This is a genomic window from Nocardia mangyaensis (assembly GCF_001886715.1).
In the GTDB taxonomy this organism is placed as follows: domain Bacteria; phylum Actinomycetota; class Actinomycetes; order Mycobacteriales; family Mycobacteriaceae; genus Nocardia; species Nocardia mangyaensis.
Window position 1 is genome coordinate 6,623,060 of the sequence record NZ_CP018082.1, and the last position, 22,376, is coordinate 6,645,435.

Below are 22,376 nucleotides of genomic sequence, written 5' to 3' on the forward strand. Positions count from 1 at the left end.
TTGCCCGGGCCGTGTCATCGCCGTGCAAGAGCGGTGCAAGTGTGGACGGGCACCGTGGCTCGCATGACTTTCACACCCACTTCAGCACTCGCCGTCGAGGCGGATGGCCTGGTCAAGGTGTTCGGCAAGCAGCGCGCCGTGGACGGGGTGAGCCTGGCGGTGCCACGCGGCTCGGTCTATGGCGTGCTCGGACCCAACGGCGCGGGCAAGACGACGACCATCAAGATGCTGGCCACCCTGCTCGACCCCGACGGCGGCAGCGCCAGGATCTTCGGCCACGACGTGGTTGCCCGGCCCAACGCGGTGCGCTCGCTGATCGGCGTCACCGGGCAGTACGCCTCGGTCGACGAGGCACTCAGCGCCACCGAGAACCTGATCATCTTCGCCCGGCTGCTCGGCCTGAGCAGGGTCGATGCCCGTCGCAGGGCCACCGAGCTGCTCGAGGAGTTCGCCCTCGCCGAGGCGGCGAACAAGCCGCTGAAGAACTTCTCCGGCGGCATGCGCAGGCGCCTCGACCTGGCCGCCAGCCTGATCGCCACCCCGCCGCTGCTGTTCCTCGACGAGCCGACCACCGGCCTCGATCCGCGCACCCGCGCCCAGATGTGGGACACCATCCGCACACTGGTCGCCGAGGGCGCGACCGTGCTGCTCACCACCCAGTACCTCGACGAGGCCGATCAGCTGGCCGACCGGATCGCGGTCATCGACCACGGCCGGGTCATCGCCGACGGCACCGCCGACCAGCTCAAGGCCTCCGTCGGCGGGTCCTCGGTCCACCTGACACTGGTCGACCGCGACCAGCTCGACGAGGCGCGCCGCATCATCGGCGACTTCCTCGACGTGAGCGTGCAGACCAGCCCCGAGGCAGGCCGTCTCACCGCGGCACTGCCCGACCCGAACCTCACCGCCGACCTGCTGATCCGGTTGCGCGACTGGGAGATCGAGATCGAGGAGATCACGGTCAGCAAGCCCACCCTCGACGAGGTCTTCCTCACCATCACCGGCCACCCGGCCGACGACACCGAACGGAGCGCGGCATGACCGCAGCACTCATCGCTCCAGCGCCCACCGACATCGCCGAGGTCAGCGACCGGATCGGCGTGCGCGAGACCATCTCCACCTCGTTCACCATGGCCCATCGCGGCCTGCTCAAGATCAAGCACAACCCCGAGCAGCTCTTCGACGTGACGGTGCAGCCGATCCTGTTCACCGCGCTGTTCACCTACATCTTCGGCGGCGCGATCTCGGGCAGCGTGGCCGAATACCTGCCCGTGCTGATCCCCGGCATCCTCGTGCAGACCGTGGTGCTCAGTTCCGTGGTCACCGGCACCCAATTGCGGGAGGACATGGACAAGGGCGTGTTCGATCGCTTCAAATCCCTGCCCATCGCCCGGGTCTCGGCACTGGCGGGCGCCCTGATCGCCGACATGGTGCGCTACGGCATCGCCTCGACCCTGACGGTCATCGTCGGCCTGTGCCTGGGCTACCGGCCCGGCGGCGGCCTGGCCGGGGTCGTGGCGGCCTGCCTGGTGATCGTGGCGTGCTCGTTCGCGATCAGCTGGGTGTGGGCGCTGGTCGGGGTCACCGGCAAGAGCGCCGCGTCGGTGCAGGGCATCTCGTTGATGGTGATGTTCCCGCTGACGTTCATGTCCGGCGCGTTCGCCCCGGTGAGCACCATGCCGGGGTGGATGCAGGGGCTCAACCAGGTCAACCCGGTGTACTACATGGTCAACACCTGCCGGGCGCTGATGAACGCCAACAGCTATGGCGCGGATCTGATCTGGTCGCTGGTCGGCTCGCTGGTGGTCATCGCGGTGTTCGCGCCGCTGACCGTGCGGGCCTATATGCGCCGGGCCTGAACCGGTGGCGTGGCAACGGCATTCGATCCGAGCGGGTTGGATGCCGTTGCCACGGTGCCGATGATTTCGAGCGCGCGGTGGCGGCGTCGATGCGGCGCAACCCCGCGGCTCGGCGCAGCGCTCGGTCGATGGCCGCCGCGCCGACCGTGGGCCGGTGCAGGGCGAAGTGACGGGACGATTCCATCGACGGGTTGTCCTGGCGGGCCGTCGAGACCGTTGCCAGGGCAAGGAGTTCGAGGCCGACTTCGCGTCCCGAGGCCAGCAGATACGAGCCGATCGCACACGCGACGCCACCGATCTGGGGCAGGTCCTTGTACTGAGCGAATCGCTGTGTGGCGATCGTCGTCAGCACCTCGACTACGTCAGCGGCCTCGTGCGCCCGGCCGTGCAGCACGAACGCGTCGATCGTGACTGCCGCGACCATGTGCGCGCCGGGACCGGGAGTGAGTTCGAATTCGGGCCAACCGAGCAGATCGAGGGCGCGGCGATGGTGGCGCAGTCCCGCGTCGATGTCGCCGTCCGCGAGTTCGAGTTCGGCTACCGCGGTGGCCACGGCGGCGAGCCGGTGATTGCGGCGGATGGCCGGGTCGTCCACCTGGCGGATTCCCGATTCGTCGCGGCGCAGGGCGAATTCGAGTTCGGCGCGAGCCTGCTCGAGCTCCCCGGCACCGACCAGCGCGGCCACCAGGTAGCACCGGATCTCCATGACCTCGTCATGGATCTGCAACCGGCCCATCAGCTCGATCGCCCGCCGGTAATACCCCACCGCCTCGTCGTAGCGCGCGGACTGTCCGCTCAGCTGCGCCAGATGCTGGCAGACCAACGCTGCGCCCCAGATGTCCTCGGGTTCGACCACGGCCAGCGCCTGCCTCGCGTCTCTGGTCGAACCAGCGACATTGCCCGCGTTCTCCCAGAAGTTGGCGCGCGCGATCAGCGCACTGGCCCTGACCTGCGGTTCGGGCGCGCGAACACCGTCTGCGAACAGTCGCGCCAGTCGAGACGGCGTGAGCGGACCGGTGATCAGTGTGCCGAGGAAGCGCAGGCCCGGATCCAGTTCGTCGGTGGCGAGCAGACGCCGGGCCCGCGTCCGCAAGGTGGCGGTGAGGCGCAGGTCGCCGTCGTTGAGGAACATCAGGTGCAGCCAGGTCAGCAGGTGGGTGATCATCTGCAGATCGGCGGCGAGGCCCGGGGACGGAGTCGGCGGTGGGACCCGTGCCACCCGCATCGCCCATCCGGTGAAGTCCAGGTGCGCACCGCGCATCACCCAGACCGTCGCAGCGACCGGGAACACCGTGTGGACGGTGTGCGCGTCGGCGTGCTCGGTGGCCGTGCGCAGCACCGCCACCAGGTTGTCGAGCTCGGCGGTCACCGCGAGCACGGCGGCGACCTGGTCGCCTGTGCGGTACCTCCTAGCGGCCGCGGTGGTGAATTCCCGCGCCCAGCAGGCCATCCGCTCCTGGACGAGGGCGGACTCGGCGCCGTCGGTCCGCGCGTCGACGGCCGCGAGCTGTTCGGCGCCGAACTCGCGGACGGTCTCGAGCATGCGATATCTACTACCCGCGCCGTCGGGGTCGTCGAGCACCGTGAGCAGCGACTGCGCGGCGAGTCCGTCGACCGCGGCGGCCATCTCGGGCACCTGCGCGCCCGCCGCGACGATCTCGGCGGCGGCCGCGGTGAATCCGGCCGCGAAGCGCGACAGCCTGCGCAGCACGACCTGCTGATCGGGTTCGAGCAGATTCCAGCTCCACGCGATCACCGCGTGCAGCGTGCGATGCCGTGGCGGCGCGGACCGGTCACCACTGCGCAGGAGCGCGAAGCGATGCTCGAGCCCGGTCTCGATCTCGGCCACGCTCATCGTGCGCACCCGCGCCGCCGCCAGCTCGATGGCCAAGGGCAAGCCGTCCAGGGTCCGGCACAGCCGGGCCACGGTGTCGGGGTCGAGCCGCGCGTCAGGACGCACCGCGCGGGCCCGGACCGAGAACAGTTCCGTCGCCGGCGAACCCGCCGCGTCGATGGCCAGCGGTGCCAGCGGATAGACGGTCTCGGCGGTGATCGCCAGCGGCGAACGGCTGGTGGTGAGCACCGCGAGTTGGGCACACGCCCCGACCAGATCGGCCACCACCTCGGCGGCCGCGTCGATGAGGTGCTCGCAATTGTCCAGGATCAGCAGCGTCGGGCGCGCCGCCAGTGCCTCGCGCAGCCGCCTGCCCGCGTCGAACTGCCTGCCCTGCCGGATCCCGACCGGCTCCCGCACCACCTCACCCAGCCCCATGACATGCCCGATCGCGCTCTCGATCTCGGCACGCGCGTCGGCTCCCGCGGCCTGGATCGGCGCCAACTCGACCAGCACCACCGGTACCGAACGCGCGAGTCGCTCCCCGACCGCGTTGGCGACCCTGGTCTTGCCGGTGCCGCCGGGTCCGAGGACGGTCGTCACCCGCGACCGCCGCACCATGTCGGCGATGGCGTCGAGATCGGCTGCCCGGCCGAGTAATTCGTTCGGCGCGGCGCGCAGGCCGAGGGCGGAGCCGTCATCCAACGGCCTGGCCGACGCGCGACCCTCGCCCGCCCGCCCGGCCAACGTGGAGCCGCCGTCGACTCGCCCGGCCAACGCAGGATCGGCACCCACCCGTTCGACCTGCGTGGAATCGGCGCCGTTGCGGGCCGGTACGGACCGCGCGCGGCCGTCGTGGCGCGTGAACTGTCCGGCGGCCGGTGGCTCGATCGGGTCGCCGCGTAGGACCGCGGTGTGCAAGGCGAGCAGGGCGGGGCCGGGGTCGGCGCCGAGTTCCTCGATCAGGCGCAGTCGGTAGGTCGCGAACACCTCGAGCGCTTCGCCTTTTCGCCCGGCGGCGGCGAGCAGACGGATCAGGGTGGCGTGGGCGGTTTCGTCCAGGGGTTGCGCGGTGCACGCGGCGCGAGCCAGCGGGACGGCGGTGGCCAGGTCGCCCAGCGCGGTGTGGGCCGCGAGTTCGACGCGACGCATCTCGTGGCCGAGTTGCTCGGCGGCCGCGCGCAGGTCCTCGGCGGGCCCGGAATCGGGTAGGTCGGCGCCGGGTTCGCCACGCCAGAGTGATCGGGCGGTGGCGATCGCGGCGATGCTGTCGGCGGTCTCGCCCATGGCGAGGTGTTCGTCAGCGCGGCGGACGAGGGCGGTCGCCGCGGTCAGGTCGACGGTGTCGGCGGGCAAGGTCAGCCGGTATCCGGCCGGGCCGATCTCGAGCGCGTTCTCGGGCAGTGCGGCACGCAAGCGCGACACCTGGGTGTGCAGGGCGTTCATCGGGGCACGGGGTGGCTGTTCGCCCCAGACCTCATCGATCAACGATTGCGCGCTACGGGCCCGGCCGGGCCGCACGGCCAGCGCGGCGAGCAGCAGTCGCGCGCGGTTCCCCGGCAGGGCGACCAGCGTGTCGTCCCGGCGGATCGCGATCACGCCGAGAACCCCCACGACGATGCGCGAGGTGACCGCGGTGGCGGCGCAGAGCCCATCGGGCCCGAGATGCTGTGCAGACATGCCGAAAGCAATCGTAGGTCCCGCGCGCAACCGGAAACTGTCACCACCCCGGCCTAGGCTCACCATCATGGGCAACTTCGAGGTGACCCGGCGTACGGCCATCGCGGCAGAACCGGCACGTCTCCACGCACTGATCGACAATTTCCGGCAGTGGCGGCTGTGGTCGCCGTGGGAGGACGCCGACCCCCAGCTGGCCCGCACCTATGCCGGTCCCGAATCCGGCGTCGGCGCCCGCTACAACTGGCGTGGCAACCGCAAGGCCGGTGCGGGCTCGATGGAGATCAAGGCCGACGCCGAGCGGGAGATCGGCATCGAGCTGACCTTCGAGAAACCGTTCAAGGCCACCAACTTCGTCACCTTCACCCTCGAGCCCACCTCCACCGGCACCGAGGTCACCTGGAAGATGACCGGCACGCAGACCGGGCTGATGGGCGTGCTCGGCAAGGTGTTCCCGATGGACAACCTCGTCGGCAAGGATTTCGACAAGGGCCTGGCCCGGCTGAAGACGATCGCCGAATCCGCCGAGTCCTGAGCGCGGGGCTACGCTTCGATCCATGGCAACAGCAGCGGAATGGATCGAAGGCGCCCGGCCGCGGACGCTGCCCAACGCGATCGCACCGGTCCTCGCCGGAACCGGCGCGGCCGCATCGATCGACGGGGCCCTCTGGTGGAAGGCGATACTGGCCCTGCTGGTTTCGCTGGCCCTGATCATCGGCGTGAACTACGCCAACGACTACTCCGACGGCATCCGCGGCACCGATGACGAGCGGGTGGGCCCGCTGCGGTTGGTCGGGTCGAAGCTGGCCTCGCCCACCGCTGTTCGCACCGCCGCCGTGCTGAGCCTGTCGATCGGCGCCGTCGCCGGGTTGGTCCTGGCCGCGACCACCGCCTGGTGGCTGGTGCTGATCGGCGCACTGTGCCTGGCCGGTGCGTGGTACTACACCGGCGGCAGCAAGCCCTACGGCTACAGCGGGTTCGGCGAGGTCGCGGTGTTCGTGTTCTTCGGTCTGATCGCGGTGCTGGGCACCCAGTACGTGCAGGCGCTGCGGGTGGACTGGGTAGGGCTGCTGCTCGCGATCGGCGTCGGCGTGTTCTCCAGCGCGGTGCTGGTGGCCAACAACCTGCGTGACATCCCCACCGACACCGAGTCCGGGAAGGTCACCCTCGCGGTGAAACTCGGCGACGCCCGCACCCGCACCCTGCACCTGGCGCTGCTCGTCGCACCATTCGTGATCAGCCTCGCGCTGATCGCCCGCACGCCGTGGGCGCTGGCCGGACTGCTGGCGTTGCCGCTGGCGGTCCGGGCCAACGCCCCGGTACGCACGGGCAAGGGCGGGCTGGAACTGATTCCCGCCCTGCGTGATTCCGGGCTCGCGCTGCTGGCCTGGTCGGCGCTGAGCGCGCTGGCCGTCGGCCTCGGCTGAGCCCGATACCGCGTCAGTCGCGGTCCGGGACCAGGATGCCGAGCACCCAGTTGACCAGCATGATGATCACGCCACCCCACACCGCGGCCCAGAAACCGTCGACGCGAAGGCCGTAGTCGGTGATCTCGGTGATCTTGGCGGTGAGCCACAGCATCGCCGCGTTGACCACCAGGAGGAACAGGCCGAGCGTGAGGATCACGAACGGCAGGGACAGGAGTTTCACGATCGGCTTGATCACCGCGTTCACGGCGGTGAACACGGCGGCGACGATGAGCAGGACCAAGGCCTTGCCCCAGTTGCCCCATTCCGCGGACCACTCGGGCGGCACGTAGACAGAGATCTTGTCGATCCACGCGGCCGCCGCCCAGAGGGCAATGGCGTTGATGACCAACCGTATTGCTAGCTGCATACCCGCCATGCTAAGCCGAGGAACCGACACTGCGGCGGGTCTGGCGCATTCGGCAGGGCCGAATTCACGCGGCCCAGTCAAGCGTGGTGTAGATGTCGTCGCGCAGACCCGCCACCACCTCGCGTCCACCGAGCAGGTCGGCGGTGGCCGGTTCGGCGGCCCGCAGGATGCCGAGCAGCAGATACGCCGAGTCGATTTCACGCGACTTGCGGTGAACCGCCTCGCGCAACGCGAGTTCCAGTGACTTCTTGGCCTCGGCGGCGAACGGGATGTGCCCCCAGTTCGCGCCGGTGATCCGGCCGAACATCCCACGCTTGGGTGCCGGTTCGGCCCGGTCCCAGGCATCGGGGCCGAAGTTCTCGGCGACGCTGGCTTGCACGGCGTCCAGGTCGATGCCGATCGAGCGCAGCGCCTCGGCGTCGTCGGTACCGAGCGGAGTCCGTGTCGCCCGCTCGGCGAGCACGGCCCGCACGCCCTCGACGGTGATCTCGCGGTTCGCGAGGACGGCCGCCAGGTCGGTTTCGGCGTTGGCGAGAACCCCGAGCAGCAGGTGCTCCGGCCCGATCCGGCTCGCCCCGAGCTCCTTGGCCTCTTCCTGCGCCGTCACCACCGCCACTCTGGCATTGCGACTGAATCGTTCGAACATCAGCGGGTACCGCCCTTCCGATTGTGCTTCTGATGCACCGCCTGCTTGCTCACCTCGAGCGCCTCGGCAATCGCCTGCCACGACCATCCATTGGCCCTGGCGTTGGCCACCTGGATGGTTTCGAGCCGGTCGGCCAGCCTGCGCAGCGCGAGTACCGCTCGCAGGCCGACCGCCGGGTCGGGGTTGCCCGCCGCGGAGGCGAGGGTTGTCGCATCGGTCATGTTGTCAATTTTTATTGACGATTCGGATTTTGTCAATAAAAATTGACGACGCATCACCCCAAGCGATAGGTGAGCTTGGCGAACTGCCCCATCCGTGCCACCTCGACCAGCGTCATCCGATCGGACAGAATCCGGCGCGGAAGCAGCGGCGCACCCCCACCCAGCGTCACCGGCGTGATGCCGACGATCACCTCGTCGAGCAGGCCCGCATCGGCGAATCGCCCCGCCAGCTCGCCACCACCGACGATCCAGATGTCACGCTCCCCCGCGGCCGCGACCATCCGCTCGTGCACCGGCTCCACCGCACCCGCGACGAACCGCAGGTTCGCATCGGGAATCGCGGGCAATTCGCGATGGGTGAACACCCAGCAGGGCCGGTCGCCGTAGTTCTCGCGCCAGTGCCCCGGCGGGTCGTTGGCCGCTATCCACTCGTAGGTGGTCGCGCCCATGCCCAGGGCACCGACCTCGCGCAGGAACTCGCCGACGTCATCGGTCGCGTCGTCGGCCTCGGCCACGGCGAACAGCCAATCCAAGGAGTTGTCCGGGTCGGCGATATAGCCGTCGAGGCTGGTGGCGGTGTAGTAGCGGGTCGTCATGGGCGTCGATCCTCACACCGGAACCTGACACCCAGCGTCAGGGTTACGCGGCGAGTTTCAACCGTTCCAGCGACCGGTCGCGGCGAATTCCGTGAGCACTTCCGTGGGAGCGGCGAGATCGAGGTTCCGCGCGGCGACCCAGTCGTCGTCGAAGTAGGTGCCCGCGTACCGGTCACCGCCGTCGCACAGCAGCGTGACGACGCTGCCGGTGCGGCCCTCCTCGACCAGTTCGGCGACGAGGTGGAACGCGCCCCAGAGATTCGTGCCGGTCGAGCCGCCGACTCGGCGACCGAGAACCTCGCTGGCATGTCGAGCGGTGGCGATCGAGGCGGCGTCGGGGACCATGATCATCCGATCGACCACCTGGCCGACGAACGACGGCTCGACCCGCGGACGGCCGATGCCCTCGATCCGTGAGGGCATTCCGGTCTCATAGCCCGCGTCACCGGTCTCATAGCCGCCGTAGAACGCCGAGTGCTCCGGGTCGACCACGGCCAGCCTGGTGGCATGCCTGCGATAGCGGATGTAGCGGCCGATGGTCGCACTGGTCCCGCCGGTGCCCGCGCCGACCACGATCCATTCCGGCACCGGGTTCGTCTCCAGAGTCAACTGCTCGAAAATCGATTCGGCGATGTTGTTGTTGCCCCGCCAGTCGGTGGCCCGCTCGGCATGGGTGAACTGGTCCATGAAATGCCCGCCGGATTCGGCGGCCAGGCGCTTGGCCTCGGTGTACATCTCCGGCGGCCGCTCGACGAAATGGCATCGGCCACCCTGAGCTTCGATCAGCGCCACCTTCTGCGGCGAGGTACTCGCCGGCATCACCGCGACGAAGTCGAGACCGAGCAGCTTCGCGAAATAGGCTTCACTGACCGCCGTCGACCCCGAGGACGCCTCGACCACCGTCGTGCCCTCGGTGACCCACCCGTTGCAGATCGCGTACAGGAACAGCGAGCGCGCCAGCCGGTGCTTGAGACTGCCGGTGATGTGGGTGGATTCGTCCTTGAGGTAGAGCTGCACCGGCCAGTCCGCGGGTAGCGGGTACCGCAGCAGGTGGGTGTCGGCGGAGCGTTGGCTGTCGGCGTCGATCAGCCGGACGGCGTTGTCGACCCAGTCACGTGGCGCGCTGCGGTCGAGGTATTTCACGCCGACGCTCCGTCGTCGTCACCCCGCAGCCGGGCTCGTAGCTGAGCTTTGTCCTGGCGGCGGCGCGCGTCGACGACGGCGATGTCCTCGTTCACCTTCGTGCGCAGCGATTTGAACAGGGTCAGCGACAGCGGCATCGCGACGAGCAGCGCGAACAGCGCGGCGACGATGATCGGGACCTCGACCCCGATGAGTGCCGCGACGCCGATGATCGCGCCCGCGATCAGCACGACGAGCCCGAGCCGGGCCAGCGTGTAGAGGGCCAGATTGCGGACCAGCCGCTTCCCCGCGCCAGAACCTTGCTGACCAGTTGCTTCGCTCACCACCCCAGCCTAACCCGGACCGAATCGCTCGTTGCGGCCCCGTTCGCGGCTTTTGTCTATTACTTCCCCTTTACCAACAGTAGGTGGTTCGACTACATGGGGGTCGCAGTGCGACGATGACGCCATCTGATGAGGGAACTGTCGAGAACGGAGAGGTTAGCTATGACTGCGATCACCGTCGGCGGCCAGGACACTCTGCTGACACCAGGCCAAGTGGCGGCCATGTTCCACGTAGACCCCAAGACCGTCACTCGGTGGGCTCATGCGGGCAGGCTCGGTTCGCTGCGAACGCCGGGCGGACACCGCCGATTCCGCGAGTCCGAAGTTCTGCAGCTGCTGAAATCGCTCACCACCGAGGCAGCACCCCGCTGACTCACCTTTCGGGCGACGCGAGCCACTCGGCTCGCGTTTGCCGGAAATTTCCCTTCCGTTGCGGATGTGCACACGGGGCGGACACGGCTACCCTCGATAGCAGGAGGTGAGCGACGTGACGTACCTGTTGGCACTCATCGCGATCGTGACCGTGGCGGTGCTGTGCTGGAAGGCGTTCGGCCCCGAGAATCCCCGAGCCGGTTCCGGACCGCCCCCGCGCAGACCGGTCCTCGGCCCCGACGACGATCCGGAGTTCCTGTGGCGGCTGGGCAAGCAGCACCGCGACGACTCCGGCCCGAACGACCACTGATCCATGGCCGGGCGTGAGCTGACGCACACACCCCCGATGCGCATCGAAACAGCCGGGTAGATAACGTATTCCGGTGATCGATGTGCAGCAGAGTTCCGTCCCGACCACCTGGCGCGCGGCCGACGGCAGCGCCGTGACGTTCACCGAGGCACGGTCGGCGTGGACGCGCGCGGCACACGAAGTGCTGGCCGCGACCGCGAGCCGCTTCAACAACTTCATCGTCAACACCGAGCTCGCCGAGCTGGTGCAGGAGGAGTCCGGCATCCGGACCCAGGTGAAGTGGCAGCACTGGCTACCCGTCGTGCTGGACAAGGTCGCCGAGCACTGTCACAAGAACAACGAACCGCCGCTGAGCGCGCTGTGCGTGCGCAAGAACCAGACCGTCGGCACCGGCTACCGCTACATCCTCGAACTCGCGGGCCTGCCCATCCCCGACGACCTCGAGATGCACGCCGCCGCCGCCCGCTGGCAGTGCTACCAGCACTACGCCACCGACCTGCCCGCCGACGGCGGCCTCCCCACCCTGCCCCCCAAGGTCGCCGCCGTCCGCCACCGCACCTCCCAGGACCTGGCCGCCACCGAGGCCGCCGAAGCGGTCGAATCCAAGCGCACCGCCACCTCCCGCCAGGCAGTCACCGTCCCCAAGCCGGAACCGGTCCGCAAACCCGTCTGCCTGAACTGCCACGTAGAACTTCCAGCCAACAAGGTCTGCTACTACTGCTGAGGCCCCGACCACACGAGGTCCGAACACTCCGCTCGAGGGTCTGAGCCTTGTCTCGCTCCGACGTCAGCTCGCGTTGGCGGTGCAGAGCACCTCGCCGACCGCACCGTCGGTCTAGACGAGCGCGCCACAGCCATCCGCTCAATCCACCAGCACGACGCAGTCGGAGATCCCACCCAGCCCACGCGGACAGCGCTGCCACAGCGGGCTGCTGGCCAGACCACGAAGCCCTCGTCCAGCCACGACACCAGGAAGTTCCCGGTGTCCTCACCCAACGGCTCGAGCCAGACAACGAGCGTCTTGTCAGCGGGAGGGTGGGACAACACGAGCTTGGGTACCGCAAAAGCCTAGGTCACGCCACGACCGAAGGGCCACGCGACCACGGGCGACCTCCCAGCGTGAAGGTGACCCGGACACGCAGGCAGAAGCTGCTCAGTTCAGCCCGGCGTAGCTGTGCAACCCGCTGATCACCATGTTGATGATGAACAAGTTGAACAACATGGCGGTGAAGCCGGCGATGTTGATCCAGGCCGCCTTGGTGTCGCGCCAGCCGGAGGTGGCTCGGGCGTGGAGGTAGGCGGCGTAGAGGACCCAGGCGATGAAGGAGCAGGTTTCCTTGGGGTCCCAGCCCCAGAAGCGGCCCCAGGCTGCTTCGGCCCAGATGGCGCCGAGGATGACGCCCGCGCCGAAGAGGGGGAAGCCGATGATGGTGGTCTTGTAGGCGAGTTGGTCGAGGGTGCGGGCGTCGGGGAGGCGGCGGGCGATGGTGCCGAAGAGGCTGGTGGACTCTTCACCCGCGGGCTGACGCATGCGGAACAGGTAGAGCACGCTGGCCACACCGGAGACCAGGAACACGCCGCTGCCGATGCTCACGATGGTGACGTGGATCGGCAGCCAGAACGAGCGCAGCGCGGGTACGACGGGCGCCGCGTCGGCGTAGAGCACCGTGCCTGCCAGGAACATCAGGATCAGCACGGGGACCAGCAGGAAGACCCACATCTCCCGGTAGCGCTGCGCGCGCAGGAGATACAGGCCGATCACCACGGCGGCCGCGGTGGCCATGGTGGTGAACTCGTACATGTTGCCCAGCGGGAAGCGGCTGGTGGCGAAACCGCGGAAGACGATCGATGCCACGTGCAGCACCGTGCCGACCAGCAGCACCGCGAACGCCATGTTGCCGAACCGCTCGCCGGTGGACTTGGCCGCCGGTGGCTCGATTCGGCCGGGTAGCGCGGGGTCGGCGGATGCGCCCGCGGTGACGAGCTCACGCTCGGACACCTGCTTGGCGCGCGCCGAGGCGTACTGCACGATCAGCAGAATCGTGGCCAGGGCGTAGATCGCCATGGCGGACATGAAGGCGAAGTCGCTGTAGCGTGCCAGCGTCTCGTCGATCGGCATCAGTTCTCCGTTCCCGCAGTCAGCAGGCGTGCCCGCAGTCGATCGAATTCGCCGCCCCAGCCCGCTTGATCGCTGCGGGCGAGGCCACCCATCTCTACTACGGTACGTCGTTGACTCACGGTACCTGTCGCGGTCTCGGCGGGGTACGCCCGGATCCAGATCCGTCGACGTTTCACCAGCAGCGACACCAGCAGCCCGGCCATCATCGTCAGCGAGCTCACCAGTACCCACTGCTGGGCGGGGTCGTGCGAGACCTGCAGGTTCACGAACTCCTGCGCGCCGTCGAAGGTCACCGTCGCGCCGCTGGGCAGGGTGGTCGACTCGCCGGGACGCAGGTTGACCCGCGCTTCCTTGGTCAGCCGACCCTGCGTGATCATCTCCTGATCCAGCGCGAACAGCGACTGCGAACGGCCGGTGTCCAGGCCGGTGTTGCCCCGGTAGATGTCGACCGCGACGGCCGGATCGTCCATCCGCGGGAACGAAGAGGTGAGCAGGCTGCCGTGGAACATCGCGGTCGGGGCGAACAGGCCCTCGATCGCGATCTGATTCTGCTGGCGCTCTTCCTCGGTGGCGTACATGCCGCCGGGCGGGTCGATCCGCAGCACGCCGCTGGACAGGAAGGTCTGCGCGTCGTCGGGCCGCCACTGGATGGTCTCGGTGCGGGTCTGCCCGTTCGGGAAGGTGACGGTGAAGGTCGGCGCGAAGCCGTGGCCCTGCAGGTAGACACGATCACCGGCGACCCGCAGCGGATGGTTCACCCGGAGCTCGGTGCTGCGCCAGGTATCGGTGCGCAGGTCGTCGCCGGCCTGGTAGTCGATGTTGGAGGTGAACATCTCGGCCTGGCCGGTGGGCAGGTAGTCGGCCTTGAAGTCCTTGACCCTGACGCACAACGGCGTCATCCCGGTGCCGTCGTTGACATTGCCCGCGCGGAACGAGTCGAACACCGCGGGCGAGGTGGTGCAGAAACCGGGCCCGTTGTTGGCGATCACGATGACATTGCCCTCGTAGCCGAACAGCTTGCCCAGCGCGATCGCGACCAGCAGCCCCACCAGCGACAGGTGGAAGACCAGGTTGCCGAACTCGCGCAGGTAGCCCTTCTCGGCCGACAGCGTGATCTCGCCGTCGCGCTGGCCCGGCCGCACCTCGGTGCGCCAGCCACGCAGCTGACCGCGGGCCTGCTCGATCACCTCGTCGGCGCCACGGTCGACGGTCTCGTCGAAATGGTGCGGCAGCCGACCGAGGTTGCGCGGCGCGGGGACCGGCGGAGTGCGCAGTGCCTTGTAGTGGTCCAAGCAGCGCGGCAGGATGCAGCCGACCAGCGAGATGAACAGCAGCACATAGATGGCGGTGAACCAGAAGCTGCCGAACACGTCGAACAGCTCGAACCGGTCCATCCACGGGCCCAGCGTCGGCCGGTCGCGGATGTACTGCTCGACCTTCTGCGTGTTCAGGCTGCGCTGCGGCAGCAACGCGCCGGGGATCGCCGCCAAGGCGAGCAGGAACAGCAGCACCAGTGCGGTGCGCATGCTGGTCAGGCCACGCCAGGTGTTACGGACGAAGGCGAACGCGCGGCCGGGCAGCGACTGTCTGCGCGGCGGTGCGGGGGATGTCGGGGGAATCAGTGTTTCGGTCATCAGATCGGCAGAGTCACCTCGGAGACGAACCCGTCACGCACCCAGCTGACGAACTGGTCCCATGCCCCCGTGACCAGCGCGATACCGACGGCGACGAGCATGATTCCCCCGATTACCTGGATGGTGCGCGAATTGCGCCGCAGCCAACCGACTCCGCGCAGCGCGCCCGCCGACCCGAACGCCAGGACGACGAACGGCAGGCCGAGCCCGAGGCAGTAGGCCACGATCAGCACGACGCCGCGCGCGGCGGTGGTGCCCTCGGTTCCGGCCGACACGGCCATCACGCCCGACAGCGTCGGGCCGAGGCACGGCGTCCAGCCCAGTGCGAAAACGCCACCGAGCAAGGGCGCGCCCGCGATGCTGGTGATCCGGCGCGGCTCCATCCTGGTGTCGCGCTGCAGAGCAGGCACCAGGCCGATGAACACCAAACCCATCAGAATGGTCACCACGCCGCCGACGCGCTGCAGCAGTTCCCGGTTCACATTGAGGGTCTGGATCAGGCCGAACACGGTGGCCGTGGCCAGCACGAACACCACCGTGAAACCTGCGACGAACAGTCCGGCGGCACCGGCAACGCGCAGCTTCGCGCTGCGACGCTGCAGGGTGAGCGTGCCTGCCTGCGCGGCGGTGGCGGGCGGTGCCTCGGCACCGACCAATCCGGCGAGGTACGACAGGTAGCCAGGCACCAACGGCACGACACACGGTGAAGCGAACGACACCAGGCCCGCGAGCAGGCAGGCACCCAGCGCCAACAGCAACGGTCCCGATGCCGCGGTCTGCTGGAAGGAATCCCCGACTGCGGCGAGCACGATCACTCGGTACTGTCCTCGTCACGCTGCTCGTCGCGGGGCAACGCCAGGGTGCGCTCGGACTCGGCCGGCTCGGCCGGACCGAAGTCGAACAGACCGGCACCGGCGACGCTGCGTGGGACGGTCGCGATGCCCGCCCAACGATCGTCGACGGTCCAGCCCGCGCCATGGCGGCGGGCGCCCTGGCGGGGGCGGCACGCGGTCAGATTTCCGGGACGACGACGGCTCACTGCTTCTCCTCGGCGGCGATGCGCTCGACCACAGGCTGCAGATCTTCTGCCAATAGCGAGCGAAGGAAGACCGCGGCGACCCGGTGCTGACGATCCAGGATCAACGTGGTCGGAATGACACTTGTGGGAAAGTTTCCGCCGAGCGCGAGCAGAGTTCGCATCGACGGGTCGTAGACGGACGGGAATTCGATGTTGTTGTCCACGACGAAGTCCTGGGCTTTGTCGCGCTGGTGGTCGCGGACGTTGATGCCCAGGAACGCGACGCCCTTGTCTCGGGTCGCCGCGTAAACCTCTTCCAATGCGGGCGCTTCGGCACGGCACGGACCGCACCACTGCCCCCACAGATTGACGACCACGATCTGGTCCGGGAAATCGTCGACCGAGATGGTCTTTCCCTCGTTCATCAGATCGGGCCCCGACAGCGGACCGATCGTGCCGCGCGAGGCGGGCGGATCGTAGAAGATGTCGGTCTTGCCACCGGGCGAGACGAACTCGAAGGTCCCGCCGCCGGTGGCCACCGCGTCGGTACCGGTGGCGCACCCGGCCGCGGCGGCGATCACCAGCAGCGCGGACACAACGGCGCTCACCGCCCGCAGCCGATGGCCACGGGCGGATCCCGATGCGGACAGAGCGGTCATGCGCCGTGAACCGACGGATCCGACGCGCCCGCGGGCTCGGAGTACACGATGTCCACCAGGGTATCGCCGTGATAGACCAGCGAGGTCAACGACGCCAGCGAACACTGTCGATTGCGCGGGTCGTGCCACAGGCGCTGGCCCTGCAGGAACCGGCGCAGCGTCCACACGGGCAGCTGATGCGAGACCAGCACCACCTCGTGACCGGCCCCCTCGACACGCGCCTTGTTGACCGCGGCGAGCATGCGATGGGCGATCTGCAGGTACGGCTCGCCCCACGACGGGGTGAACGGATCGCGCAGCTTCCACCAGTGCCGGGGCTTGCGCAGCGCGCCGTCGCCCACCGAGACCCGCAGGCCCTCGAAGGTGTTGCCGGCTTCGATGAGGTTCTCGTCGGTGCGCACGATCAGGTCGTGGGCGCCCGCGATCGGGGCGGCGGTTTCCTGGGCGCGCTGCAGCGGGGAGGCGATCACCATCGAGATGTCGTGATCGGCCAGCGACCGCGCGACCGCACCGGCCTGCCCGCGCCCGGCCACCGACAGGCTGAACCCGGGCAGGCGGCCGTAGAGGATGCCGTTGGGGTTGTGCACCTCACCGTGGCGCAGCACATGCACGATGGTTTCCACCGAGTCCGGGACATCGTCGAGCGCGGGGGGCGCGGCGGCGGGCGCGGGGTGGGGCGCCTCGTCACCGTCCGCGGGCGGGGCGGTGACGAATTCTGCGTCGGGCTGGTCGGAGCTCACGCTGGGGATCCTTCTGGGGTGGCGGCCGCGGCCGCGAGGGCGGCGGCGGGCAGAGCGGCGGCGATACGGTCGAACGCGTCCTCGTCGAGTGCCGCGGAGACGAACCATGCCTCGTACGCGCTCGGCGGCGCGTACACGCCCGCGTCGAGCAGGGCGTGGAAGAAGGCGGGGTAGCGCCAGGTCTGGCTCGCCTTGGCGGCGGCATAGTCGGTCACCGGACGCTCGGCGAAGAACACGCTCACCATATTGCCTGCGAACTGCACTTGATGCTCGACACCGGCCTCTGTCAGGGCTTTTGCCAGCAGCGCGCCGAGGCGATCGGCATTGCGGTCGAGCGCGGCGTACACCGCCGCGTCGGCGGCGCGCAGGGTCGCCAGCCCGGCCGCGACGGCCACCGGGTTCCCGGAGAGGGTACCCGCCTGATAGACCGGCCCCAGCGGAGCGAGGTTGTTCATGATCTCGGCGCGGCCACCGAAGGCGGCGGCGGGCAGCCCACCGCTCATCACCTTGCCGAAGGTGTAGAGGTCACCGGCGACGCCCTCGCGTCCGTACCACCCCGCGGCGCTGACGCGGAATCCGGTCATCACCTCGTCCATGATCAGCAGCGCGCCGTTGTCGTGCGCCAGCGTGCGCAGACCCTCGTTGAACCCGGGCAGCGGGGCGACCGCGCCCATGTTGCCCGCGGCGGCTTCGGTGATGACGCACGCGATCTGGCCGGGATGGGCCTCGAATGCGGCGGCGACGGCGGCGAGGCCGTTATAGGGCAGCACGATGGTGTCGGCGGCCTGCGCGCCGGTGACACCGGGCGAGGTCGGCAGGCCGAGCGTCGCCACACCCGAGCCCGCGTCGGCGAGCAGGGCGTCGACGTGACCGTGGTAGCAACCGGAGAACTTGATGATCTTGGACCGGCCGGTGCAGCCGCGAGCCAGGCGCACCGCGCTCATCGTGGCCTCGGTGCCGGAGTTCACCAGTCGCACCCGCTCGACCGGATCGACGCGCGCGGCGATCGCCTCGGCCAGCTCGATCTCGGCCTCGGTGGGCGCACCGAAGGACAGTCCGCTCGTGGCGGCCTGCTGTACCGCCTCGACTACGGCGGGGTGGGCGTGGCCGAGGATCATCGGGCCCCACGAGCACACCAGGTCGACGTAGTCGTTACCGTCGGCGTCGACGAGGGTGTAGCCGTTCGCGGAGGCGATGAAGCGCGGGGTACCGCCGACCGAATTGAACGCACGGACCGGGGAATTGACACCACCCGGGATCACCGAAGCAGCCCGCTCGAAGAGCTGGGCCGAAACCGGCACCTTCGTTGAGCCGGTCGGGATCGCGCGCGGAGAAGAACTCACGGATTCCAGTCTCTCAGCTCGCCTCGGCGCGCCGGACAACAGGGTGGAGCACAGTGACCCAGACCGCAGCGACCCACCGACGACACGCCCGACACGCCGCCCCTATCCGCCGACGAATTCGATCTGGGCCGATTGGCCTGCGGCTACGCTGCGGGCGGCTCAGACCCTGGGCGTCTCGACATCGGCAATCTGCGGGAGGGTTTTCATGCGTTTCGGCGTCACCAGTACTGCCCTGTGCACGGGGTTCACCGCGGCGGGGCTAGCCCTCGGGGCAGGCTCGGCCGCCGCCTTCACACCGCTGGCGCAGCCGGATCGAATCGGCGCCCAGCTCAGTCGCGAGGAGACCGTCGCCCTCGGTGCCGGTCCGATTCCGGCGATCACCTCGATGTTCGTGCCCGCCAACCGGATCGGCGCCGGCCTGCACAGCGACACGGCCCTGCGCCGCGATGCCGACGGCGGCGTCCGCGCCACCCTCCGGCAGGTGGTGACGGAGGCGGCGAGTCATCCCGACGGCACCGTCACCGTCTACCTCAACGCGCCGGGCGCCCGCGGTGGGCGCCTTCTCGACGTCTATCAGCAGTGGCCGGACTAGGTGTACCGGCAGGGCACTTCGGCCGAGATCGTGTGCAGGTGGCACATGAGGAGGTTGTAGATCGCGCTGGAACCGGTCTCCGGGGCGAACTCGGCGACCGGTTCGGCTACCGGCACCACGGCGGGAGCGGCCTGGGCGGGAGCGGCCAGAGCGATCGTCGCCGTGGCGATGGCAGCGGTACAGAGTCCGGCAAAGAGCCTGGTCATCGGTTCCTCCTCGATGCGCCCGCAGTGGACGAGCTGTCGATGTAATCGGCGAACCCCGACGCGCACATCGGAATTCGAGTTCACTCAGCGCATCGGTTCGACCGGTCTCGGCGCTACAGGGCGGGCCGTCCAGATCCTGGCGACCGCGTCGATCACCAGGAGCCCGGCGACGATCACCAGCACGGTGGCGAGCATCAACAGCGGCGGCAGGTACCGCACCGCGACGAATCCGGGCTGATCGTCGCCGGTGGCGAACTCGGTGGTGCGCCGGGCATCACCCCAACTGACCACCGCACCGACCAGGCAGACGACGGCGAGACCGAGCTCGGACAGCGCCGTGACGATCCAGCGTTTCATCTCTGCGATCCTGCCAGGGCCGAGGTCAGCGCGGCGCGCAGGCCGGTGTGGTCGATCGCCCAAGCCCGCACGATCTGTCCGTCGAGCAGGCGCAAGCCGATGGCACGGCGGCGACGCGGCACGCCACTGAGGTCGCCGAGCGCGCGGCCGTCCCCGGCTTCGGCGTCGTCGGCCGGCAGGACCTCGGCGATCTGGGACAGCAACAGCGTCTCGGTGCCCTGCCGCAAGGCGTCCTCGGTCAGTTCGACCCCGGCGTGCGTCCGTCCGGCGAACACCTGCAGCGCGGTGAATCCGCCCAGCGCGAGGGCGCAGAATCCGAGCGCGAACCCGTGCAGAGTGCTGCCCGTCAGCCATTCCACGAGCAGGAGGCCCCCGCACAGGGCAGGGCCGTAGGCGACGGCGCGCCAGCGCGCACCGGGTTCGACGAACAACACCATGGGGATACCGTGGGGCGCCGGAGCGCCGCTGGTCAACCGACCAGGCTCGGCAGCAGAATGAGGGCGATGGTGAGGAGACCGAGCAGGACCATCAGGCCGATGACCAACAGGTCGCGTCGCAGGCTGTGTGGTTGCTGGATCACCACGCGCATCATTGCCTCCGCTCTCCCGGCCCATAACCGGTTACGTCACGGCGATTACCCCACCCGCTGTGACCATCCTCACCATACACGGTGACAGGTCGGTGACCAAAGACACCCCACCGCCACCGGCTGTTCACCGACGATTCAGCTCGAAGTACTTCGTGGATTCGGGCCGGTAACTCAGATACGCGGCGCCGGCGGCCAGCACGCCCTGCACGATCGCCGTACCGCCTGCCACCATCGTGGCGACGCCGGACACGCTGGAGAAGGCGAACATCGTCGTGATCGCGCCGAGCACCAGCCAGACCGAGACGATCGTCAGCACCGTACGCGCCCACCGCTTGCCGCGCCCGAGTTGGTGCGCGATCAGCACCGTGAGACCCGCGAGCAGCACGCCCAGCACGCCGGCCAGGCCGTAAGCGGCGAACACCATCAGGTCGGCAGTGGACGCGGCGATGTTCGGGTCGGTCTTGTGTATCTCGTCGAGGAACTGCGTGCGCAGTTCCTCGCGCTGCCCGGTCATGGTGACGATCCCGGCCGCGGTGTAGACGACACCGAGTCCGGCGATCGCCCACCACAGTTGCCGTGCGGTGCCGACATCCTCCGGCATCGGAAGGGGTTCAGGTTTGTTCGGTGGAACGATCACGACAGCCAGTGTGCCGCCTCCGTCGCCCAGTAGGTGAGCACGATGTCCGCGCCAGCGCGCCGGATACCGATCAGCGATTCGAGAACCGCGCCCTGGCGATCGATCCAGCCGCGCTCGGCGGCGGCGGTGATCATCGCGTACTCCCCGGAGATCTGGTAGGCCGCGACCGGGACCGTCGAGCGGTCGGCCACATCACGCAGGATGTCGAGATAGGACATCGCGGGCTTGACCATCACGATGTCGGCGCCCTCGGCCAGGTCGAGGTCGAGTTCGCGCAGCGACTCGCGACGGTTGGCCGGGTCCTGCTGGTAGGTGCGGCGATCGCCTTCCAGCGATGAGCCGACGGCCTCTCGGAACGGGCCGTAGAAGGCCGAGGCGTACTTGGCGGCATAGGCGAGAATGGCGGTGTCGGTACGCCCCACCGCGTCCAGCCCGCGCCGGATCGCGCCGACCTGGCCGTCCATCATTCCGCTGGTACCGAGCAGATCGGCGCCCGATTCCGCCTGGGCCAGTGCCATTTCCACGTAGCGATGCAGGGTGGCGTCGTTGTCGACCGCGCCGTCGGCGGCGAGCACGCCGCAGTGTCCGTGGTCGGTGAACTCGTCCAGACAGGTGTCGGCCATGACGACGGTCGCGTCACCGACTTCCTCGGCGAGCGCGCGCAGACCACGATTGAGGATGCCGTTCGGATCGCTGGCCTGGCTGCCGGTGGCGTCCTTGTCCTCGGGCAGCGGCACACCGAACAGCATCAGCCCGCCGACGCCCGCGGCGGTCGCTTCGGCGGCCGCCTTGCGCAGCGAGTCCAGCGAGTGCTGATACACCCCCGGCATCGAGCTGATCGCCCGTGGCTCATCGATGCCATCGGCGACGAACATCGGCAACACCAGCTGACGCGGTTCGAGCGTGGTCTCGGCGACGAGTCGACGCAATGCGGGCGTCCTGCGCAACCGCCGTGGGCGGTCGAAAGCGGTCATAGCCCGCAGAATACGCCTGTGCCCGATTCGTCATCACGGCGACTACACAGCGTCGGACTCGCGGGACGGCTCGCCGAGAATCGCCTCGCCGTCATCCGGGCCCGGCCCGCCGCGGGCGAGCTGTTCGGCGGTGAGGTGGTTGGTGGCCATGGCGGTGCACGGCTTGGCCATCGACGAGATCCGGACGACCACACCGTCCGACAGCAACCCCGCGGTCGATCGTGACGAGCCTGTGGATAACATCGAATCACACTGGAGCCCAGTGGCTTCCGCGAGATGTTCACGAAACTTGTCGGTGTCCCTCGCTATAATCGAAAGCGTGTTCGAGGGTTCCGCCGGTGGGGGCGGAACCCGTTCGCGACGGGAGGACGCCGATGAACGCCATGGCCGTAACGCCGAAGTCCAGGCTCATCACGGGGCCGTATGTGCCGTTGGAGAAGAAGCGGCTGCCCGCGGGCAGACCGCGGCGGTGGTATGTCGCGCACAACCGGCGGCTCAAGGCCATGCGGTTGACGATCGCGCTGCTGGATTCCGGTGTGTACCTACCGAATCAGGCCACCAACGAGACGATCCGGCGCACCGCCGAACAGATCGAGCTGCGCCCGCCCTCGGATGCCACCTGTCGGCTCGTGCGCACTTTGCTGCGCTACAGCCGATGATCCTGATACCCCGAAAGCCCGCCGTTGCGGGC

Annotated in this window: 30 protein-coding genes; 9 read left to right on the forward strand and 21 right to left on the reverse strand. The window is 68.9% G+C overall.

Annotated features, from left to right (window positions below; translation table 11 throughout):
• Window positions 1–63: 63 nt before the first annotated feature.
• Window positions 64–1,041, forward strand: a complete 978-nt coding sequence (locus BOX37_RS29950; protein ID WP_071931994.1) for an ATP-binding cassette domain-containing protein — start codon at window positions 64–66, stop codon at window positions 1,039–1,041.
• Window positions 1,038–1,859 carry an ABC transporter permease gene (locus tag BOX37_RS29955; protein WP_071930541.1) on the forward strand — a complete coding sequence of 274 codons (822 nt, stop codon included), beginning with the start codon at window positions 1,038–1,040 and terminating at the stop codon, window positions 1,857–1,859. Before BOX37_RS29950 ends, BOX37_RS29955 begins: the two co-directional genes overlap by 4 nt.
• On the opposite strand, the gene BOX37_RS29960 is transcribed toward BOX37_RS29955, so the two are convergent.
• Window positions 1,807–5,373 carry an AfsR/SARP family transcriptional regulator gene (locus BOX37_RS29960; RefSeq protein WP_071930542.1) on the reverse strand — a complete coding sequence of 1,189 codons (3,567 nt, stop codon included), beginning with the start codon at window positions 5,371–5,373 and terminating at the stop codon, window positions 1,807–1,809. The two genes, BOX37_RS29955 and BOX37_RS29960, sit on opposite strands and share 53 nt — an antisense overlap.
• A 67-nt stretch (window positions 5,374–5,440) precedes the next feature.
• On the opposite strand from BOX37_RS29960, the gene BOX37_RS29965 reads away from it, so the two are divergent.
• Window positions 5,441–5,905 (forward strand): SRPBCC family protein, encoded by a 465-nt coding sequence (locus BOX37_RS29965; RefSeq protein ID WP_071930543.1) that lies wholly within the window; start codon window positions 5,441–5,443, stop codon window positions 5,903–5,905.
• Between the two features lie 22 nt (window positions 5,906–5,927).
• Window positions 5,928–6,797 (forward strand): 1,4-dihydroxy-2-naphthoate polyprenyltransferase, encoded by an 870-nt coding sequence (locus tag BOX37_RS29970; protein ID WP_071930544.1) that lies wholly within the window; start codon window positions 5,928–5,930, stop codon window positions 6,795–6,797.
• A 13-nt stretch (window positions 6,798–6,810) separates the two neighbouring features.
• Here BOX37_RS29970 and BOX37_RS29975 read toward each other — a convergent pair whose 3' ends face one another.
• The 6 genes from BOX37_RS29975 to BOX37_RS30000 all read right to left on the reverse strand — a co-directional run bounded on the left by BOX37_RS29975 (window position 6,811) and on the right by BOX37_RS30000 (window position 10,135).
• Entirely contained in the window at window positions 6,811–7,206 is a 396-nt protein-coding gene (locus BOX37_RS29975) for a phage holin family protein (protein ID WP_071931995.1), read from the reverse strand.
• Window positions 7,207–7,270: 64 nt separating this feature from the next.
• Window positions 7,271–7,852, reverse strand: a complete 582-nt coding sequence (locus BOX37_RS29980; protein ID WP_071930545.1) for a Clp protease N-terminal domain-containing protein — start codon at window positions 7,850–7,852, stop codon at window positions 7,271–7,273.
• Window positions 7,852–8,073, reverse strand: a complete 222-nt coding sequence (locus BOX37_RS29985; protein WP_019049431.1) for a hypothetical protein — start codon at window positions 8,071–8,073, stop codon at window positions 7,852–7,854. The genes BOX37_RS29980 and BOX37_RS29985 overlap by 1 nt, the downstream gene beginning before the upstream one ends.
• 53 nt (window positions 8,074–8,126) lie before the next feature.
• On the reverse strand, window positions 8,127–8,669 hold the full coding sequence (locus BOX37_RS29990) for a dihydrofolate reductase family protein (protein WP_071930546.1): 543 nt from the start codon (window positions 8,667–8,669) through the stop codon (window positions 8,127–8,129).
• Window positions 8,670–8,726: 57 nt separating this feature from the next.
• Window positions 8,727–9,812 (reverse strand): L-cysteine desulfhydrase Cds1, encoded by a 1,086-nt coding sequence (cds1, locus tag BOX37_RS29995; RefSeq protein WP_071930547.1) that lies wholly within the window; start codon window positions 9,810–9,812, stop codon window positions 8,727–8,729.
• A complete protein-coding gene (locus BOX37_RS30000; protein ID WP_071931996.1) occupies window positions 9,809–10,135 on the reverse strand; it encodes a DUF4229 domain-containing protein in 327 nt (108 codons plus the stop codon). The genes cds1 and BOX37_RS30000 overlap by 4 nt, the downstream gene beginning before the upstream one ends.
• Window positions 10,136–10,297: 162 nt before the next feature.
• Here BOX37_RS30000 and BOX37_RS30005 point away from each other — a divergent pair, with 162 nt between their 5' ends.
• The 3 genes from BOX37_RS30005 (at window position 10,298) to BOX37_RS30015 (ending at window position 11,541) form a co-directional block, all read left to right on the forward strand.
• The gene (locus tag BOX37_RS30005; RefSeq protein WP_019049435.1) at window positions 10,298–10,507 is read left to right on the forward strand and encodes a BldC family transcriptional regulator; all 210 of its coding nucleotides are present in this window, start codon (window positions 10,298–10,300) and stop codon (window positions 10,505–10,507) included.
• A 115-nt stretch (window positions 10,508–10,622) separates the two neighbouring features.
• On the forward strand, window positions 10,623–10,817 hold the full coding sequence (locus BOX37_RS30010; RefSeq protein ID WP_071931997.1) for a hypothetical protein: 195 nt from the start codon (window positions 10,623–10,625) through the stop codon (window positions 10,815–10,817).
• 73 nt (window positions 10,818–10,890) lie between these two features.
• The gene (locus BOX37_RS30015; protein ID WP_240505104.1) at window positions 10,891–11,541 is read left to right on the forward strand and encodes a hypothetical protein; all 651 of its coding nucleotides are present in this window, start codon (window positions 10,891–10,893) and stop codon (window positions 11,539–11,541) included.
• A 429-nt stretch (window positions 11,542–11,970) separates the two neighbouring features.
• Here BOX37_RS30015 and ccsB read toward each other — a convergent pair whose 3' ends face one another.
• From ccsB to hemL, 7 genes are all read right to left on the reverse strand, one after another.
• Window positions 11,971–12,936, reverse strand: a complete 966-nt coding sequence (ccsB, locus tag BOX37_RS30020) for a c-type cytochrome biogenesis protein CcsB (RefSeq protein WP_071930548.1) — start codon at window positions 12,934–12,936, stop codon at window positions 11,971–11,973.
• The gene (gene resB / locus BOX37_RS30025) at window positions 12,936–14,570 is read right to left on the reverse strand and encodes a cytochrome c biogenesis protein ResB (protein WP_071930549.1); all 1,635 of its coding nucleotides are present in this window, start codon (window positions 14,568–14,570) and stop codon (window positions 12,936–12,938) included. Before resB ends, ccsB begins: the two co-directional genes overlap by 1 nt.
• On the reverse strand, window positions 14,570–15,385 hold the full coding sequence (locus BOX37_RS30030) for a cytochrome c biogenesis CcdA family protein (RefSeq protein WP_071930550.1): 816 nt from the start codon (window positions 15,383–15,385) through the stop codon (window positions 14,570–14,572). The genes resB and BOX37_RS30030 overlap by 1 nt, the downstream gene beginning before the upstream one ends.
• Entirely contained in the window at window positions 15,382–15,609 is a 228-nt protein-coding gene (locus tag BOX37_RS30035; RefSeq protein ID WP_071930551.1) for a hypothetical protein, read from the reverse strand. The genes BOX37_RS30030 and BOX37_RS30035 overlap by 4 nt, the downstream gene beginning before the upstream one ends.
• Window positions 15,606–16,247 carry a TlpA disulfide reductase family protein gene (locus tag BOX37_RS30040; RefSeq protein WP_084760386.1) on the reverse strand — a complete coding sequence of 214 codons (642 nt, stop codon included), beginning with the start codon at window positions 16,245–16,247 and terminating at the stop codon, window positions 15,606–15,608. The genes BOX37_RS30035 and BOX37_RS30040 overlap by 4 nt, the downstream gene beginning before the upstream one ends.
• Complete coding sequence (locus tag BOX37_RS30045; protein WP_071932000.1) at window positions 16,244–16,870, reverse strand: histidine phosphatase family protein; 627 nt, start codon at window positions 16,868–16,870, stop codon at window positions 16,244–16,246. The genes BOX37_RS30040 and BOX37_RS30045 overlap by 4 nt, the downstream gene beginning before the upstream one ends.
• A 113-nt stretch (window positions 16,871–16,983) precedes the next feature.
• A complete protein-coding gene (gene hemL, locus BOX37_RS30050; protein ID WP_071930552.1) occupies window positions 16,984–18,330 on the reverse strand; it encodes a glutamate-1-semialdehyde 2,1-aminomutase in 1,347 nt (448 codons plus the stop codon).
• 205 nt (window positions 18,331–18,535) lie between these two features.
• Between hemL and BOX37_RS30055 the strand changes: the two genes are divergently transcribed.
• Window positions 18,536–18,922, forward strand: coding sequence for a hypothetical protein (locus BOX37_RS30055; RefSeq protein ID WP_071930553.1), 387 nt, complete (start codon window positions 18,536–18,538; stop codon window positions 18,920–18,922).
• On the opposite strand, the gene BOX37_RS30060 is transcribed toward BOX37_RS30055, so the two are convergent.
• The 7 genes from BOX37_RS30060 to BOX37_RS34480 form a co-directional block, all read right to left on the reverse strand.
• Window positions 18,919–19,128 carry a hypothetical protein gene (locus tag BOX37_RS30060; RefSeq protein ID WP_156910624.1) on the reverse strand — a complete coding sequence of 70 codons (210 nt, stop codon included), beginning with the start codon at window positions 19,126–19,128 and terminating at the stop codon, window positions 18,919–18,921. The two genes, BOX37_RS30055 and BOX37_RS30060, sit on opposite strands and share 4 nt — an antisense overlap.
• An 84-nt stretch (window positions 19,129–19,212) precedes the next feature.
• Window positions 19,213–19,485 carry a hypothetical protein gene (locus tag BOX37_RS30065; protein ID WP_071930555.1) on the reverse strand — a complete coding sequence of 91 codons (273 nt, stop codon included), beginning with the start codon at window positions 19,483–19,485 and terminating at the stop codon, window positions 19,213–19,215.
• Window positions 19,482–19,922, reverse strand: a complete 441-nt coding sequence (locus BOX37_RS30070; RefSeq protein WP_071930556.1) for a hypothetical protein — start codon at window positions 19,920–19,922, stop codon at window positions 19,482–19,484. The genes BOX37_RS30065 and BOX37_RS30070 overlap by 4 nt, the downstream gene beginning before the upstream one ends.
• A gap of 32 nt (window positions 19,923–19,954) precedes the next feature.
• Window positions 19,955–20,077, reverse strand: a complete 123-nt coding sequence (locus BOX37_RS35890) for a hypothetical protein (protein ID WP_276207223.1) — start codon at window positions 20,075–20,077, stop codon at window positions 19,955–19,957.
• A gap of 121 nt (window positions 20,078–20,198) precedes the next feature.
• A complete protein-coding gene (locus BOX37_RS30075) occupies window positions 20,199–20,675 on the reverse strand; it encodes a hypothetical protein (RefSeq protein WP_071930557.1) in 477 nt (158 codons plus the stop codon).
• A 32-nt stretch (window positions 20,676–20,707) separates the two neighbouring features.
• Window positions 20,708–21,685: a porphobilinogen synthase gene (gene hemB / locus BOX37_RS30080; protein WP_071930558.1), complete on the reverse strand. Its 978-nt coding sequence runs from the start codon at window positions 21,683–21,685 to the stop codon at window positions 20,708–20,710.
• Between the two features lie 42 nt (window positions 21,686–21,727).
• Complete coding sequence (locus tag BOX37_RS34480) at window positions 21,728–21,928, reverse strand: hypothetical protein (RefSeq protein ID WP_156910625.1); 201 nt, start codon at window positions 21,926–21,928, stop codon at window positions 21,728–21,730.
• Between the two features lie 131 nt (window positions 21,929–22,059).
• On the opposite strand from BOX37_RS34480, the gene BOX37_RS30085 reads away from it, so the two are divergent.
• Window positions 22,060–22,344, forward strand: coding sequence for a hypothetical protein (locus tag BOX37_RS30085; RefSeq protein WP_071932001.1), 285 nt, complete (start codon window positions 22,060–22,062; stop codon window positions 22,342–22,344).
• Window positions 22,345–22,376 lie beyond the last annotated feature (32 nt).